At 32.6% G+C, this 16,318-nt stretch carries 16 protein-coding genes and 1 pseudogene; 9 read left to right on the plus strand and 8 right to left on the minus strand.

Translation table 11 applies throughout. The annotated features are described in order from the left end of the window. From VKJ25_RS13815 to hisS, 3 genes are all read left to right on the plus strand, one after another. The coding region (locus VKJ25_RS13815) for an inositol monophosphatase family protein (protein ID WP_324237210.1) at positions 1–453 on the plus strand (453 nt) is incomplete at its 5' end. A 138-nt stretch (positions 454–591) separates the two neighbouring features. Beyond that, positions 592–1,518, plus strand: coding sequence for a J domain-containing protein (locus tag VKJ25_RS13820; RefSeq protein ID WP_324237211.1), 927 nt, complete (start codon positions 592–594; stop codon positions 1,516–1,518). Positions 1,519–2,379: 861 nt separating this feature from the next. Next, positions 2,380–3,780 carry a histidine--tRNA ligase gene (gene hisS / locus VKJ25_RS13825; RefSeq protein WP_324237212.1) on the plus strand — a complete coding sequence of 467 codons (1,401 nt, stop codon included), beginning with the start codon at positions 2,380–2,382 and terminating at the stop codon, positions 3,778–3,780. A 193-nt stretch (positions 3,781–3,973) separates the two neighbouring features. Here the strand turns inward: hisS and vapC are convergent, their stop codons facing one another. Both vapC and VKJ25_RS13835 read right to left on the minus strand, forming a co-directional pair. Further along, a complete protein-coding gene (vapC, locus tag VKJ25_RS13830) occupies positions 3,974–4,375 on the minus strand; it encodes a type II toxin-antitoxin system tRNA(fMet)-specific endonuclease VapC (RefSeq protein ID WP_324237213.1) in 402 nt (133 codons plus the stop codon). Further along, on the minus strand, positions 4,372–4,593 hold the full coding sequence (locus VKJ25_RS13835) for a hypothetical protein (protein WP_324237214.1): 222 nt from the start codon (positions 4,591–4,593) through the stop codon (positions 4,372–4,374). Before VKJ25_RS13835 ends, vapC begins: the two co-directional genes overlap by 4 nt. Before the next feature lie 273 nt (positions 4,594–4,866). On the opposite strand from VKJ25_RS13835, the gene VKJ25_RS13840 reads away from it, so the two are divergent. Next, a complete protein-coding gene (locus tag VKJ25_RS13840; protein ID WP_324237215.1) occupies positions 4,867–5,259 on the plus strand; it encodes a hypothetical protein in 393 nt (130 codons plus the stop codon). A gap of 1 nt (position 5,260) precedes the next feature. Here VKJ25_RS13840 and VKJ25_RS13845 read toward each other — a convergent pair whose 3' ends face one another. Further along, the gene (locus VKJ25_RS13845; RefSeq protein WP_324237216.1) at positions 5,261–5,404 is read right to left on the minus strand and encodes a hypothetical protein; all 144 of its coding nucleotides are present in this window, start codon (positions 5,402–5,404) and stop codon (positions 5,261–5,263) included. A 356-nt stretch (positions 5,405–5,760) separates the two neighbouring features. Here VKJ25_RS13845 and VKJ25_RS13850 point away from each other — a divergent pair, with 356 nt between their 5' ends. Further along, the gene (locus VKJ25_RS13850; RefSeq protein ID WP_324237217.1) at positions 5,761–6,069 is read left to right on the plus strand and encodes an SET domain-containing protein-lysine N-methyltransferase; all 309 of its coding nucleotides are present in this window, start codon (positions 5,761–5,763) and stop codon (positions 6,067–6,069) included. Positions 6,070–6,303: 234 nt separating this feature from the next. Further along, a complete protein-coding gene (locus VKJ25_RS13855; protein ID WP_324237218.1) occupies positions 6,304–6,816 on the plus strand; it encodes a GNAT family N-acetyltransferase in 513 nt (170 codons plus the stop codon). Between the two features lie 430 nt (positions 6,817–7,246). Here VKJ25_RS13855 and VKJ25_RS13860 read toward each other — a convergent pair whose 3' ends face one another. Beyond that, on the minus strand, positions 7,247–7,426 hold the full coding sequence (locus VKJ25_RS13860) for a hypothetical protein (RefSeq protein ID WP_324237219.1): 180 nt from the start codon (positions 7,424–7,426) through the stop codon (positions 7,247–7,249). A gap of 76 nt (positions 7,427–7,502) precedes the next feature. Continuing rightward, positions 7,503–7,769, minus strand: coding sequence for a Uma2 family endonuclease (locus tag VKJ25_RS13865; protein WP_324237220.1), 267 nt, complete (start codon positions 7,767–7,769; stop codon positions 7,503–7,505). A gap of 378 nt (positions 7,770–8,147) precedes the next feature. On the opposite strand from VKJ25_RS13865, the gene VKJ25_RS13870 reads away from it, so the two are divergent. Beyond that, the gene (locus VKJ25_RS13870) at positions 8,148–8,537 is read left to right on the plus strand and encodes a c-type cytochrome (protein WP_324237221.1); all 390 of its coding nucleotides are present in this window, start codon (positions 8,148–8,150) and stop codon (positions 8,535–8,537) included. Between the two features lie 889 nt (positions 8,538–9,426). Here VKJ25_RS13870 and VKJ25_RS13875 read toward each other — a convergent pair. Next, the gene (locus VKJ25_RS13875) at positions 9,427–10,575 is read right to left on the minus strand and encodes a glycosyltransferase family 4 protein (protein WP_324237222.1); all 1,149 of its coding nucleotides are present in this window, start codon (positions 10,573–10,575) and stop codon (positions 9,427–9,429) included. A 935-nt stretch (positions 10,576–11,510) separates the two neighbouring features. Here VKJ25_RS13875 and VKJ25_RS13880 point away from each other — a divergent pair. After that, positions 11,511–12,881 carry a serine hydrolase gene (locus VKJ25_RS13880; protein ID WP_324237223.1) on the plus strand — a complete coding sequence of 457 codons (1,371 nt, stop codon included), beginning with the start codon at positions 11,511–11,513 and terminating at the stop codon, positions 12,879–12,881. A gap of 374 nt (positions 12,882–13,255) precedes the next feature. Then, positions 13,256–13,903 carry a Uma2 family endonuclease gene (locus VKJ25_RS13885; RefSeq protein WP_324237224.1) on the plus strand — a complete coding sequence of 216 codons (648 nt, stop codon included), beginning with the start codon at positions 13,256–13,258 and terminating at the stop codon, positions 13,901–13,903. A 243-nt stretch (positions 13,904–14,146) separates the two neighbouring features. On the opposite strand, the pseudogene VKJ25_RS13890 reads toward VKJ25_RS13885, so the two are convergent. Both VKJ25_RS13890 and VKJ25_RS13895 read right to left on the minus strand, forming a co-directional pair. Then, positions 14,147–14,948 (minus strand): annotated as a pseudogene (locus tag VKJ25_RS13890) (SDR family oxidoreductase). A 58-nt stretch (positions 14,949–15,006) separates the two neighbouring features. After that, on the minus strand, positions 15,007–16,318 hold a 1,312-nt coding region (locus VKJ25_RS13895; RefSeq protein ID WP_324237225.1), incomplete at its 5' end, for an aspartate aminotransferase family protein.

Below are 16,318 nucleotides of genomic sequence, written 5' to 3' on the forward strand. Positions count from 1 at the left end.
TTGGGGGCAACTCGCAATCGAAAACCAATTTCGGTTTCTCAAACTACTACTTTGCCAAAAAGTTTAATGATTACTGGGTTTGCTTATGATCGTCGGGAAAGAACCGACAATAATTATAAGGAATTTTGCCAGATGTGTCATTTAACTCAAGGGATAAGACGTTCTGGTTCTGCTTCTCTGGATTTGTGTTCCATTGCTTGTGGCCGTGCGGATGGTTATTGGGAAAGGGGTTTGTCCCCTTGGGATGTTGCTGCTGGTATTGTTGTCCTGGAGGAAGCAGGGGGGAAAGTTACGGCTTATGATAATAGTGCTTTTGATTTCCAGTCGGGCCGAATTTTGGCTACTAATGGGAAAATTCACGATTTGATGAGTCAAGCTTTAATTGAAGCTCCTCCTTTAGCTTATTGGGATACCATTGAGAGATTAAAAAAGCGGTCAGGGGTCAGCAGTTAGCAGTCAGCAAAATTTTTGGGAGCGCCTTCGGAGAAAATTTTCAACCCGACTAAACTATCCAAAATTGAGAGCTGAGTGCTAAAAGCTGATAGCTTATATTGGTTTAATTTTAAGTTGCGGTCAGCAGGAATCTTTATTATGTTTAGATTTACAAAAGGATTGTTTAAATTTGATTATACAGATTATCATGCAATTCTAGGAGTTTCTCTGGATGCAGAATTTTCTGAGGTTCGGAAAAGGTATATGCGGGTGGCGCGTCGTTTACATCCTGATACTTGTCCTTTTGAAAATCAGACGGATCGAGAATTGGCTAATCAATTGTTATCTAAACTGGTAAGTCCAGCTTACAATAAGTTCTCTAAGGAGGGCGATCGCGCTGAACTTTTTGTTATTCTTAATAAAATGCGTAATAATATTAGTCAGCAATCTAGTAAAATTGAGTTTACTACTGATGCTGCGAAAGAAGTTGCTAAGGTTGGGGATTACCAAGAAGTATATAAGGTTGCTTTGCAGAAGTTGAGCGATCGCCAGTATGAGTTTTTGGATAAGACTTTAGAAGTTACTGAACAAATTAGTGAGTTAAATTTAGCTTATTTACTCAGGAAAGAATCTCAGAGTGGAGTTAATTTAACACCCTTATCACCTGTTAAATATTCGGTTAGTAAAGACGATAAAACGGTAAAACCCAAAGCTCAAAATTCTTTGGTAAATCAAGCTTGTAGTCGGGCAGAAAGTTTGATATCTAATAAGAGTTATGCTAAAGCAATTTTGGAGTTAAAAAGTGCTTTAAAAATGGAGCCAAATTATAGTCGTGGTCATGCTTTATTGGGATTGTGTTATTTAAAGCAAAATCAGGGCACAATGGCAAAAATTGAAGTTAGAAAGGCTTTATCTTTGAATCCTAAAGAACCAAAAGCATTGGAAGTTAAAAAGTTATTAGAACGGGCTATTAATGGTAAAATAACTAATAAAACTACTGGTAAAGTTACTGCTAAAACTGACAAAAAAGGAAGTAAAACTGAGAAAGGAAATGGTTTACTTGGCGGTTTATTTGGTAAGAAGTAAGGAAGGAAGAAGGAAGAAGGAAGAAGGAAGAAGGAAGTAAGAAGGAAGAAGGAAGTAAGAAGGAAGGAATTAAGAAGGAAGGAAGTAGGAAGAAGGAAGAAGGAAGTAAGAAGGAAGGAATTAAGAAGGAAGTAAGAAGGAAGGAAGTAGGAAGGAAGTAGGAAGGAAGTAGGAAAAAGAAACTTTAAAATTAGGTAGTATTAAATCTGGATTTTTTATTGTAATTAGGGAACAGGTGAAAATTTAGGTTTTTTTATTTATTTTCTGATTTTTCACAACAAATTAATGATACTAAATCTGGTTGTTAAAAGGTGATTTTTTACTCCTCCTATCTCATCTTTCTACTTTCTCTCTTCTGGCTTATCTTTACAGTAAATATCCTTTCTCAACCGAATTTAATATCATAACTCTGTAGGGAAGTTCCATGGAACTTCCCTACTTTTTTTATCTACTTCAAGGGAAAGTGCTGTAGGATTTTATCGTAGGGTTTTGGTCTCCAAACCTAATGCAAAATACAGAACTTTTCACTATTTTGAGGTACACCCGGAATCATGAAAATGTCGGTATTAACAAGATATTAATTATTCATTTTGTACATCATTTGCTCGAAATCTGCTGTAGGATTTGGAAACTAAACCCCTACAATCTTTTTGATAAATCATTTAAAATTAGTTTACTTGAGATAAAAAATAAAGTAACCATTCAGAATTTCCTGCGGAATACTTCCCTACGGGATGCTACGCAAACGTAAATATAACTTTTTATTCTCTTTAAAAAATAATTACTTATTTGGTATAATAATAAGTTAATAACTCATAGCCAATAGCTGATAGCTGATAGCTGAATACTAAAATAATCAAAATGGCAAAAACAGATAAAATTAATTATAGTTGTCCGAGTGGATTTCCGGAGTTTCTTCCTGGGGAAAAAAGATTAGAAAGTTATTTGATGGATACGATTCGTCAGGTATTTGAACGCTATGGTTTTACTCCTATTGAAACTCCAGCAGTTGAACGTTTAGAAGTTTTACAGGCTAAAGGAAATCAAGGGGATAATATTGTTTATGGTTTATCTCCAATTCTACCTCCAAATCGTCAAGCTGAAAAAGAAAAAGCTGGAGATTCTGGTTCGGAAGAAAGGGCTTTAAAGTTTGACCAAACTGTTCCTTTGGCTGCTTATATTGCTCGTCATTTAAACAATTTAAATTTTCCTTTTGCTCGTTATCAAATGGATGTGGTTTTCCGGGGTGAAAGAGCAAAAGATGGTCGTTTTCGACAGTTTAGACAATGTGATATTGATGTTGTGGGTAGGGGAAAGTTAAGTCTTTTATATGATGCTCAAATTCCGGCGATTATTGCGGAAATTTTTGAGGCTATTAATATTGGTGATTTTTTAATTAGAATTAATAATCGGAAAGTTTTAACTGGTTTTTTTGCTTCTGTGGGAGTTACAGTAGAGAATATTGTTTCTTGTATTAGAGTTGTTGATACTGCTGAAAAAGTTGGAGAAGTAAAGGTTAAAAAGGCTTTAGTAGAAATTGGTTTGTCTGAAGAGCAAGTGGAAAAAGTTTGGGATTTTACTAAGGTTAAAGGTTCGGTTGATGATGTTTTGAATAAGTTGAAAATTATGGCAGAAACTTGGGATAATTCTGAGGTCTTGATTCAGGGAATTTCGGAATTAGAAACTGTTATTTCTGGGGTGAGAAATTTGGGAGTTTCGGAGGAACGTTTTTGTATTGATTTATCGATAGCTAGAGGATTAGATTATTATACTGGTACGGTTTATGAAACTACTTTACTCGGACATGAGGCTTTAGGTAGTATTTGTTCTGGGGGTAGATATGAAGAGTTAGTGGGAATGTTTATTGGGGAAACAATGCCGGGGGTTGGTATTTCTATTGGTTTAACTAGATTAATGAGTCGTTTATTAAAGGCGGGTATTTTAGAGTCTTTTGCTCCTACTCCAGCAACTGTTATGGTTGTGAATATGGAGGAAAATTTAATGGCAGTTTATTTGGATGTTTCTCAAAAGTTACGTCAGAGTGGAATGAATGTGATAACCAGTTTTGATAGTCGGGGAGTTGGTAAACAATTACAACAAGCTGATAAGCAGAAAATTCCTTTTTGTATTATTATTGGTTCTGAGGAAGCTGCGGTTAATATGTGTAGTTTAAAAGATCTAAGAACTGGTGAACAAATGAAAGTTTCAATAGGAGGTTTAGCAGGTGTATTGAAGCAAAGATTGAGTAATATTTTGGAGTAGAAAGTTTAGAAAAGGTAGGGAATGTGGAAATTTTTTATCATTGATGAGTCAGGAGGAATATGCTCCCACTTACCAAAAAATACTGATAAATTCTAGTTTGCCACTTCCCTGACAATAGAAATTTTCAACAATAAAAAAATAAATAAAATCAATTATTTACCCTACTCCCTACTGCCTCTTTTTAAGAATTTACTCAAACTTCCCAGTCTTCTATATTTAATTCACTAATTCTTTTAAATTCAGTTAAATTATGCGTTACTAAAATTAAATTATTAGCTATGGCAATTGAAGCGATCTGTAAATCATAAGGTCCGATGATTTTTCCTGCTTTTTCTAACCTTGTGCGAATTTCTCCATATATTTCTGTACATCTATCATCGAAAGGCAAAGATATAAACCTATTTAAAAAGATTTGTTGTTGAACTAAATTTTGCTGTGATTTTTGACTTTTTATTGCCCCATAAAATAATTCAGCTTTTACCACAGAGCAAACTACCATATCTTGCGGGTTATAACTTTCTAATTTCTGTTTTAAATTGTTATTTAAACCTTTTAAATAAACAATGCAAACATTAGTATCTAATAAATAAATCATTCAAATAATTCTCTCTGCTCAAAACTACCTTGAGAATGTCTGACAAAAGTTTCGTCTTGAATACTTCCATAAGTATTTTCGATAAACTCATGCCAAGACTGATTTTCAGTTTGTTTATTGTCTTGAATTAAATTAATCATTGTACCTAAAATCTGTTGTTCTTCTAGGCTTAAGTTGTTAATAATTTCTGCTAAAGATTTAACTAATTTTAAATTCATAAAAACCTCTAAATTATTACTTATGAAGAATGAGGGAAACTATTAATATTAACTGCTTTATCATCTCCCTCACAATAACAAAATATTATAGTACATTTTTAAGTGCAAAATTATAAATTCTAAATGTGAGGAAATGAGGAAGGAAAAAATACGGATGGAACTTAATTAAAGTAGAAGCTCACCCCACAGCACCCTATTTTGAAAGTTGACTGTGTTTTTGAAGGTAAGACTGAATTTCCTAAATCTTTTTATGACAAAGAGGATAAATAACTTATGAATAAATATATTATTTTTCGAGCTGAAAAAGACGAACCTGTTTGGGAGTCTAGGAAACTAGAACATACTCAACAACTGACTCGTGTACTAACGGAATATTTTGACTCATCAAATAAACCAATCCCAGAACTAAGATATAGGCCAAAGGAGTTTATTAGAGTTGATGCACTGCATAACCCAGAGGAGCATGGATATAGCACTCATTATCGTCAGGGAGATTGGGAAGTTTCGCGGGTTGAAACTTATACACCTGATATACCAATAGGTGAATTTGATGTAGTGGCAATTTGTTATTATAAGTATAATCCTATTAATGCTCCTCTAAAACCAATGCCAAAACGTGAAGTTTTGATTGATTCATTAGAAGAAGATTTAGTATCTAATAAATAAATTATTCAAATAATTTTCTCTGTTCAAAACTACCTTGAGAATTTCTGACAAAAGTTTCATCTTGAATACTGCCATAAGTATTTTCAATAAACTCATAACAAGACTGATTTTCAGTTTGGTTATTATCTTGAATTAAATTAATCATTGTTCCCAAAATCTGTTTTTTTCTGGGGTTAAGTTATTAATAATTTATGCTAGGATTTAACTAATTTTAAATTCATAAAAACCTATAATAATTACTTCTGGACGATAAGAGGATTCAGTAAAAGGAAAAAATTTTCTTGATTCTTTCTGATTCCTCTATAATATGAGGAAGTTTAGAGCTTGATAAAAATATATGCAGACAGGTGAAAAAATAACAAAGGTTAATTCTATTGCGGAAATTCGCGAATGTCAGACTACTGGGAATAAATCTCTATATACAACTGTTGAGTTGAAGTCTGAAGAAGTTTCAGTAAATTTGGTCCTAAAGAAATTCTAGATAAACCTAATTATTTAACAGTGCAAATAAGCGATCGCGAACATATTATGCTCGCTCCAGAATATCTACAATATATTAATCATAGTTGCAATCCTAATGTTTTTTTTGATACTACAAATATGGTGGTTACTGCCTTACGAAATATCGAAATAGGAGAAGAACTTACATTCTTTTATCCATCAATAGAATGGTCTATGGATAGAGGATTTAGTTGTCTTTGTCACAGTGAAAATTGTTTGGGAAATATTCAAGGTGCTGCTCATTTACCTCCGGATGTTTTGAAAAAATATAAATTTTCAGACTATATAAAGCAAAAGCTAGGAATTTAGTTAGGAATTAATATTATGTCCGGTTGAATACTTAAACTTTGGGGGAAGGAAGGCAGAGATCGCAATAGAGAAGGAAAAGAAAGGTTTAAAGGTAAAAGGTTTTTTGTCACTGATTATCCGGACATGATATAACAATTTCTAAATTCTTAATTGAGGTGATTTTTTGAATAAGTTATCATTAAAAAATGACCTCTACTATTTTGAACTTTTTGTTAGATTTATATTATAAATACTATGTTAGAAATAAAATTAGCTCAGACTTCTGAAGAAAGAGAAAAAATTTTTAAATTGCGCTATCAAATCTATGTGGAAGAAATGGGATGGTGGGAAAATTGTCCCAACTATGAACCTAACCATGAACACAAGAAATTAGAAGATCTATTAGACTTTTCTGCTAATCTATTTATGGCTCTCGATAACAATGAATTAGTTGGTACTATTAGATGCAATTATACTAAAAATTTAGATCCTGAAAACTTGGATTTAGATTACTATACAAAACTCTATCAAATGGAAAAAGCAGGAGATGCATATCCGTTATATACATCAATTACTGGAAGATTGATGGTTCAAAGTAATTTTAGAGGAAAAGGTATAGGGTTGAGAATAATGGAAGGTTTATACAAACAACAGTTGTTAGATGAAATCAAATTTGATTTTATAGATGCTGAAGCATATTTGGTTCCTTTTTTTAGAAAATTGAGTTATCAAACTATTGGTAAAATAGATTATCAATCAAATGTATGAAAGTAGTACACTAATGGTGTTAGATATACTGAATGTTTAACATTTAGACAAAGTTAAATCACCTTTTCAATCTTTGTATATAAAATTGTTATAATCTAAGCAATAATATCTATTTTAAGTAAATTTTTAAATTCATAAAAACCTCTAATAATGACTTCTGGAAGATGAGGGAGATTACTGAGACTAAATTCTTTATCACCTCCCTCGCAATAATTAACAATTACCTGTTCTTAAAAACAATAAAAAAATAAGGGGATTGACAAAAAGGAAAAATTTTTATTTTCTCTTGGTCGATTTGATATGGTATTTTGGTAGGTTAGCGTAGCTTTCCATCAACAAAACGACTGCTTTTTTTTCTTAAAAGGAGAGACTTTAAACCTTATTGTTTAATTATTAATTATTAATTATTTCCTAACCATTGACGGAACTCTCAAAGCAAAGTATTTTCACTTTTCTCTCTTCGTCTTGTGAGAAAATTTAAAATAACTGATTTGGATAAAATTGGCAAAACATTTGATTGTTCTTGCTCCTGATAATTTCCATTTTCCAAACAATAGATAAATAATTTTTCTCTATCAAATCTCAATATTTCATTGAATTCAAAAGTCAAAATTAAAAAGTCAAAAGTAAGAATTTTCAAGTTAAAGGCTAATGCACAGTTTTAGATTAAACATTCCACTACAAATTTACTTAAATTGAATTTTACTTCGTATTAATTCCTCATTGGTGATATAATAACATTGATCTGGTTCAATGCCTTTTTGTAAATCTTTTCGACTTAATGTTGTGGAACTAAGACTTGATACTTCTAATCCTAATATTTCTGTGGTTGTTTGTACGAGTCGTCCTAAAAATTCTTTATTAATTTCATGTTCTGGTAAGGGAGTCATAATTTCTAATTTGCCTTGATCGTAGGTAAGTTTTTTACTAGGATTTTCTGCTAAGTCTAACAATAAGGCTTGATAGGTTTCCCATCTAATTCCTATTAATAGGGTTTTTTTCTGGTTTTAATAAAGTTTTAGTCATAACAATTTTATAGTGATTCTAAATGGTTTATGACTGAAAGATGTAGGTTTTGGTCTTCACCCTAGCATGAATAGGATTTTAAAACTAAACTCGTACAATAAAATTTTACAACTTATTTAAGATGGGTATAGTTATCAGTTAAATGTTAGGTACTGAGATTGCTTGAGGGGAAAATTTAGGATACTATTAAAGTTAACTACTTTTGTTTCTCTATCACGATGAAAAAATATTAGAAGAGAGTAAATCTCTATTTTTTGCATTATCAAAGGAGAACAAATTCATATATTTTAGATTAAAGGAAAGAAATGAAAAAAATAGTTACAGTTTGCTTATTAATTTTTCTCTTGATTAATGTTATGAAAATGCCGACTGCTTTAGGCGCAGAAATGATAGAAGGTGCGGAACTTTTTCAGGTTCATTGTGTGGGTTGTCATGCTAATGGAGGGAATATTGTGAGATGGGGAAAAAATTTAAAAATTGAGACTTTGCAAAGAAATAATTTGGATTCTGTGGAGGCGATCGCTTATTTGGTTAGGTATGGGAAAAATAATATGTCTGCTTATCAAGATCGTTTGACTGAAATGGAGATAGAAGTTGTCTCTGCTTATGTTTTGGAGGAGGCAAAAAATAGTTGGCATTCTGAAGGAATGATGAGTAAGGTAAAAGGTTTTTGGGGTGATTTTTTTAATTATTAATTATTAATAATGAAAGAGTTTTTTACATCTCTAGTTTTCTATTTAATATCAAGTCTTATTAATTAGTTATAATAAAAACGTTGTTCATTTTATTCTGCTTCCTATTTCCTAATTTTTTTATTATGGTTATTTAGATTTGGAGAGATATGATATAACTTTTTAATTATCCATTGTCTATTATGAATTTATGACTTTTCGTAGGAGAAATAATTAGAATCTAGTATCGCAATATGTGCAAGAAGGAATACATAACGCTAAAGACAATAAACTTAAGGAGTTAGATTTAAGTTATCATTTTTCTAGCATAGGTGATGAAAAATTAACTACAAAAGAAAGACAGTAATTCCAGTTTCATTCTCAACAAGTTTTAAGGGTTTTCAAAAGATATTAGAAGCTTAGATAAAAACTAGATATGTCTATTTAGGTAGGGTTGCCAGAAACAGTCTTTTTGTTAAGAATCTTTATTGAATAAAAAGTCATGTATATAGACGAATATATCCAGATGTTTTTTATTGTATCACAAAAATTGTAGGGATGCAAGCAAAAATTCTTTGATGCGAGATTATTTTCATTGTGTGAAGCTCCTGGGGTGGTGGCGGAAGTCTTTGCCTTTTTATTTCTGTCTATCCAAGAGTGATTTTCATTGTGTGAAGCTCCTGGGGTGGTGGCGGAAGTCTTTGCCTTTTTATTTCTGTCTATCCAGCAAAAAAATTAAGGGAAAATTTTTCTGAGTACCTCCTCTATAACTCCCTCTAACTCTTGACTATTAACTACTCCTTGCTCCCTACCTTCCCAAAAAGACTTTTTCAGCAAACTCTAACTAATAAACTTCAAGACCAAAACTATCAACTACCAGCTTACTTCATCCTTTTTCCTTCTTCGTTCTTCCTTAAATCAAACTACTCAACTTAGGATTTCTTTCTCTAACAACTTCAGCATAAAGCATTTCCAATTGAGTAATATTTCGACTTAGAGTATAACGCTCCAAAACTTTTTGCCGAGCTTTGTGCCCTAAAAGAAGACTAAACTCAGGATGGTCTCTAAACACAGGTAATAAAGTTTGTAATTGGCTAGTAACATTATGAGTATTTAAAATTATACCAGCTCCCTTTTCCAACACCTCACCATCAGCACCTGCATCTGTAGCTACACAAGCTAAACCACAAGACATTGCTTCCAATAAAGCCAAAGATAAACCTTCTACTAAAGAAGGTAAAATAAATACATCGGCACCACGCAAAATTTCTATCCGTCGCTGCTCATCACTTACATAACCAAACCAACTAACTCCCTGAACATCGCTATAAAACATTTGGAGAGAGGGAGCTAAAGGTCCATCTCCCACAATGGCTAAACAATTATCATTAGTCATATCGGAATGTTTCCAAGCTTTGAGCAGAGATTCAACATTTTTCTCTGTGGATATACGACCTAAATATAGAAAGACACGACTAGCGTTTAACTCAGTTTTCAGACTAGAGACTCCAGGAGAATATTTATCTACATCTACCCCATTGGGAATAACTGCTACTTTTTTGCCCGGAACTCCCAATTTCATTAATAAATCTTTCTGTATTTCTGAAAAAATAATTACTCGGTCATAATTTGCTAAAAAAGGAGCATAAAATTGATAGGCTAAAAATTGGGTCCCAGATTTAATGTTCCGTGGTTTACTGTCAAACTGGGCATGAAAAGTTGCTACTAAGGGAATATTTAATTCTTCACAAATTTCCGGCAGTAAAAAATCTAAGGGAGAGAGGGTGAGGGATGCGTGAACAATATCTGGCTTAAGTTTCTGTAGAGCCTGACTTAAGACTTTACTAGATTTAAGACTAGGTATGGTGTAGCCCTGAGATTTATAGATACAAGGTAGAGATACTTCGTGAAACCTTGACCATTTTTCAAGTTTGGTATCTTCAGTTGCAAAATGAAGGAAGCTAACCTGATAACCTCTATCTAATAGAGTGTTGGTTATTTCTCTAGAGTAGGTGACGTTGCCACAAAAAGGATATTTTTTTCCAAGCCAAGCAATATGCATTCAGATGAACGGGCGGATATTGTGATTGAGGGATTTTATCATAAACAGACAAAAAATTTCTCAGTTTGTAAATAATACCATCTGCTATATCAAAAACTTATATATGTATGGTTATTTGCCAGAAGTCATAATTAAGAAGTCAGAAGTTAGGAAAGAATAGAACTTCTGATTTTTTTTGGTTACGGCAGGGAGTAGGGAGTAGGGAGTAGGGAGTAGGAAGTCAACCCACCCCTAACCCTTCCCAGGAGGGGAAGTCAAGAGGAGTCAAGAGTTTTAGAGGACTTGTAAAAATTATCCCTTGCCAACTATGCCTAAGTCTTACCCAAATACTTACTTTTTCACTTTTATAAGGTAAAAATCTGCTACTTTTACGGTTACTGATAAATCACTACTTAAAAAGCCTGATCTGTGAAAGCTTTTAGATTTGTTCAGCAAGCCTTATTTAATCAACAAGCCCTATTTATTATTTTAGCGATCGCCTGTCTGAAAAGTTTTAGTTATCAATTTTAACTTATAGTTTTAATTTTTTCAATTTTGTCATCAATCTCTAACAAAAAATGGCAAAATTTTCTGGATATAGCTAACAGAATTTCAATAGTTTCAGCTTTTTCATGGTAATATAGGCAAATTATAATCTAAGGCTTTTTATTGCCTAGTAAGATTTTACAGCCTGAAATACTTATGATTTGGTTGTTTACACTGGCGATCGCCTGATTTAGATTTGAGGATGACGATCTAATTTTTCTCGATGACTTATATACTGGTTTGACGTATTTGCAACTTTGTGGTATCTATTCAATTCTTTAAATATTTATAGGGATTTTCACTAACCTTGACTACAAAACTTTTTCCCTCTGCTTTCTGCCTTTTGCCTTCTGCCTTTATTTTTCCAATTCGAGCATAGTGTATTTGTATATTAGACTGATAAATTGATATTGTTCAGAATTAAAGATTATCTTGTTGGTCAACATCAAATTCTTTATTTGTGTGAGGCAAATTCTATGTATCGAATATTAAAAATTAAACAAATTCTGACTGGTACTTTAACAATCATGGCCAGTATTACTTTCATTTCAATTGGAAGTATACAGATTTCTTCGGCAGCAGAATCTTATAGTCAATCTTTGCAAGAACTTTATGAAATGCGCGATCGCGTGGTTAATGAGTTAGAATCTTTGCCTACTCCTCGCAAAAGATTATTCTTTTCTGAGGAATATCAAACAACATTTGAAAAACAACAAAAGTTAGTTGAAAGGTTGCAAGAAATTGAACTTCAAATATTAATAGAAGAGCGAGCGAATGATAATTGGAAACAAGCAATAAATCTGGGAAACCAAGCTGCTGAAGTTGGAGTATCTCCAAATCCAACTGTTAAAACTAGAGAAACTCAAAAATATCTTTGGCAACAAGCTATTTCTAATTTAGAGGAAATTCCGGCTGATTCATTTTTGGGAGAAAGAACTAATAGAAAACTTGAAGAATATAAACTTAATCTTGATAGTTCGTCTTATCATTTAAACTTAACTAAATCTAATTTTTTGGATAAAATTCGTAAAGAAAGTGGTTTATCAAGTAGAGCTGCAATTACTATCTGTAATTTACGGAGAGAATGTCAGGACTTAAATGGGGATAAACCTCCTGCAAGTCCAGCAAGTTTAATTAAAGTTCCTGTTGCTGTGGCATTGATGGAAAAGGTATATGAAGAAAATATTAGTTTAGATACTCCTGTTTTTGTGAGTAGGGGAAATTTTACTGAAGATGGGTCAGAAATCCGAGCTAGTGAGTATTATCCTTTGAAAACTTTGGTCGATCAAATGATTGACCGTAGTAGTAATATTGCTACAAATCAATTAATTGATTATTTGGGACAACCTTATATTAATAAGGTTCTTAAGGATGATGGTTATAGAGTTATTCGGGTAAATTATAAATTAATGGGCAACCGCATTAAGCCCAAAAATCCTGGTAAAGGTCGTAATACTCTAACTAGCAATGAGCTGACAGATATGATGGTGTCTATATATAATTATGAGTATCCAAATTCTGATGTATTGATAGAAGCATTGGCTAGTCAGAAGGATTTGTTATTAGGATATGCTGGTTTAGAAGATTTGCCGGAAGTTGAATGGTTGGGTGAAAAGACTGGAGAAAATTCTCGCGCTCTGGGTACTACTTTAGGGTTTAGTATTGATGATGAAGTTTATGTGATGACTGTGGTTGATAGTTTTGGTGGACGAGACCCCCAGATTCGTGCTTGTGTGAATAAGTTGGCACAATATTTGATTGATAATAATGGTTTGTTTTAATTAAGGGAGTAGGGGGTAGGGAGTAGTTAAGAGTTAGGAAGAATGGTCTCTTAATTTTTCTGTTTTAGTGAGCCTTCTGATGCTAATTTGTTTGAATCTTGTTTTACCTAGAAGCTGACACTTTTTCCAAAGCTAAAAAGATTGCAACTTTTATTTTTAAAAGCTTTGATGTTTAATCAGTAAACCCTGCTTAGTTTTTTTTCGTATAGCAAGCCCTAAATAGATTGTAAATTTTTCTGGTAGGGGTTTGGTCTTCAAACCTCTACAGTTTTTTTTACAAATCATTTGTTATGACTATACCTACTTATTTAACAGTGCATTTTTATAAAGTAAACCGATAGATTTATAAGTTAAATTATTAAGAATATATCAATATGTTTGTTAAAGAAAAAGAAGCTATTAATATCCTAGAAAAAGAGGATATTAAGTTGATTAATTTAGAGGAATTTTGGGAGTGGTATCCTGATGGTTATGGTAGATTTGAATTACATAATGGAGAAATTTTTGCAGTGCAACCTACTGGAACTAACGAACAAGTAGCTGGTTTTCTAGCTTTGGAAATAGGTGTGGAAATTAAACGTCTAAATTTGCCTTTTTTTATCCCTCGACAAGGATTAATTAAAGCTATAGATTCGGATAAATCTGCTTATATTCCTGATGTAATGGTATTAGATTCTAATGCTATGGAAAATGAACTAATGTGGAAGAAGCGATCGACTATTACTGAAGGTACAAGTATTAAATTAGTAATAGAAGTAGTAAGTACAAATTGGCAAGATGATTATTTAACAAAGTTGGCAGAATATGAAAAATTAGGGATATGTGAGTATTGGATAGTTGATTATTTAGGGTTAGGAGGAAGGCGTTATATTGGAGATCCAAAACAACCAACAATTTCAGTTTATCATTTAGTTCAGGGTGAATATGCGCTAAATTTATTTAGAGGTCAAAATGTAGTTAATTCTCCTACTTTTCCAGAACTCAATTTGACCGCAGAACAAATATTTCAAATCGGGCAATAATTTCAGTTATCAGTTATTAGTATTTGAGCCTATTTTCTGCATTATTTTAGATTGGAACTAAAAAAAAATCCAAAACCTGAACAATAAAATCTACATCTGCTTTTATAATACAAAGTGGTGGTTTAATCCGTAAAATATGACGATATAAACCGCCTTTACCAATAAATAATTAATCCTAAATCTTTAGATGCTTCGTGAATTTGGGATGCAAGTTCAGTAGTGTTTTCACCAAAAGTGTTAAGTTTAACTTTTGTCTTCTGACTCCTGCTTCAAATCTGAAAGATGTCCACGTTCTTCTAAAACGTTCGTAATGTATTCAGCACCAGTAATATGTTGACCACCAGTAATGTTGAGAATTTCTCCATTAATATAACCATTACTCATTAGCATAACTACTGCTTCTGCCACATCTTCAGGCTTTCCAATCCGCTTAACCGGAATTTTTTCTGAAATAGAAGGAATAATAGTATCGTATTTATCTTTTAACAACTCACGAACAGCAGGGGTATCTACCCAGCCTAAAGAAACTGCATTTACTCGAATAGGAAGCTAATTCCAATGCTAAACAATGAGTAAGTTTTTGGACTGCTGCTGCAGCCACAGCCACCATAGTTCTGCCTGGCAAAAGACGATTTACATTAATAGATGATACTAATGTAATCGAACCACTCTTCGGCATTTTTGGCACTGCGGCACGCACTACATATAAAGGACCAAAAATTCGCTCTTCTAAAGATTGGCGAAACTTATCAGGGTGAGTATCAAGAATTTTGCCTAGAGTCCTTGTACTTCCAGGAAGGAAGACATGATCGACACGATTATGTTTCTCAAAAATATTTTGTATTGAAACTTCATCACTTACATCAGCCACAGCGATTTTTACATTACCCATTAGATTAGATTTCGCTCTTTCTAATCTTTCTGAAGAGCGACTTGCAATCGTTACGTTAGCTCCTTGTTCAAGTGCTAATCGTGCTGTTTCAAAGCCGACACCACTACTCCCACCAATAATTACAATATTTTTTCCCTGAAGTTTCATCGTCATATAGTTTTAGTTTGTTGTTTCAAAATTTTACCTGGACGCTTGACTTTACATTTTATGGTTATTCTTCTTCATAAGAACTAAAAGCAAAATCCAAAACTTGAATAATAAAATCTACATCTGCTTTTGTAATACAAAGTGGTGGTTTAATCCGTAAAATATTACGATATAAACCACCTTTACCAATAATTAATCCTAAATCTTTTGATAATTCGTGAATTTGAGATGTAAGTTCAGAATTTGGTTCTTTTGTTTCCCGATTTTTAACTAAGTCAAGACCAACCATTAATCCACAACCACGAACATCCCCAATACATTCATATTTTTCTTGTAAATCATTAAGATTTTTGAGTAAATAATCTCCAACTAGAGAACAATTTTGTTGTAATTTTTCCCTTTCAATTATTTCTAAAACTGCTTTACCTGCAGCACAAGAAACAGGATTTCCAGCAAATGTATTAAAGTGCATTTTTTGAGTAAATGCTTGAGAAATTTCAGGTGTTGTAACAACGGCAGCAAGAGGTAATCCATTTCCAATACCTTTAGCTAAAGTGACAATATCAGGTTTAATATTCTGAAGTTCAAAACCCCAAAAACCTTTACCAGTTCGACAAAAACCAGTTTGTACTTCGTCAATAATTAATAATCCTTTTGCTTGATGAACATAATCAGATACTTTCCTTAAATATCCATCTGGATAAACTATTACTCCTCCCATTCCTTGAATAGACTCAGCAAAAAAAGCAGCAATTTTTCCACAGGTTGCATATTGAATAATATTCTTAATTTCATCAGCATATTTATCAGCAACATTACTATCATTATTATTCCAAATACCCCTATAAACATCAGCATTTAAAGCATGATGAATCCCAAAATTATGAGGTGGAGAATATTTCCAACTACTTTGAGATGTTAATCCCATCGTATTACCACTCATACCATGATACCCATTGCGGAGAGTAATTATCTCAAAATTTTCAGTATAAACCCTCGCCATTAACATTGCTAAATCATTAGCTTCTGAACCAGAATTAACAAAGTAAACCATTGATAAATCATCTGGCATTTTATCTACTAACATTTGGCTATATTCAGCAATTGTTGGATGTAGATAAAGTGTGGTTAAATGTTGCAATTTTGCTGATTGTTCTTGTACAGCTTTAACAACATGAGGATGACAATGACCAACATTAATTGTTGCTATTCCTGCAAAAGCATCTAAATAACGTTTCCCTGTTTCATCAAAAACATATTGCATCGAACCTTCTACAATCATAATTGGTTGTTGATAGTAGGTAGAAACAACTGGATTTATATGTTGTTTTCTTAATTCAATTACTTGTTGTTTTGAAATACCAATATATGGAGTA

It is taken from the genome of Okeania sp. (assembly GCF_035285525.1).
Classification (GTDB): domain Bacteria; phylum Cyanobacteriota; class Cyanobacteriia; order Cyanobacteriales; family Microcoleaceae; genus Trichodesmium.

What these genes read in the sequence shown, in the direction of transcription:
- VKJ25_RS13855 (WP_324237218.1), top strand. Translation starts at nt 6,304, where the DNA reads ATGTTAGAAATAAAATTAGCTCAGACTTCTGAAGAAAGAGAAAAAATT.
- VKJ25_RS13835 (WP_324237214.1), bottom strand. Translation starts at nt 4,593, where the DNA reads ATGAATTTAAAATTAGTTAAATCTTTAGCAGAAATTATTAACAACTTA.
- VKJ25_RS13840 (WP_324237215.1), top strand. Translation starts at nt 4,867, where the DNA reads ATGAATAAATATATTATTTTTCGAGCTGAAAAAGACGAACCTGTTTGG.
- VKJ25_RS13845 (WP_324237216.1), bottom strand. Translation starts at nt 5,404, where the DNA reads ATGATTAATTTAATTCAAGATAATAACCAAACTGAAAATCAGTCTTGT.
- VKJ25_RS13885 (WP_324237224.1), top strand. Translation starts at nt 13,256, where the DNA reads ATGTTTGTTAAAGAAAAAGAAGCTATTAATATCCTAGAAAAAGAGGAT.
- VKJ25_RS13820 (WP_324237211.1), top strand. Translation starts at nt 592, where the DNA reads ATGTTTAGATTTACAAAAGGATTGTTTAAATTTGATTATACAGATTAT.
- vapC (WP_324237213.1), bottom strand. Translation starts at nt 4,375, where the DNA reads ATGATTTATTTATTAGATACTAATGTTTGCATTGTTTATTTAAAAGGT.
- VKJ25_RS13870 (WP_324237221.1), top strand. Translation starts at nt 8,148, where the DNA reads ATGAAAAAAATAGTTACAGTTTGCTTATTAATTTTTCTCTTGATTAAT.
- hisS (WP_324237212.1), top strand. Translation starts at nt 2,380, where the DNA reads ATGGCAAAAACAGATAAAATTAATTATAGTTGTCCGAGTGGATTTCCG.
- VKJ25_RS13875 (WP_324237222.1), bottom strand. Translation starts at nt 10,575, where the DNA reads ATGCATATTGCTTGGCTTGGAAAAAAATATCCTTTTTGTGGCAACGTC.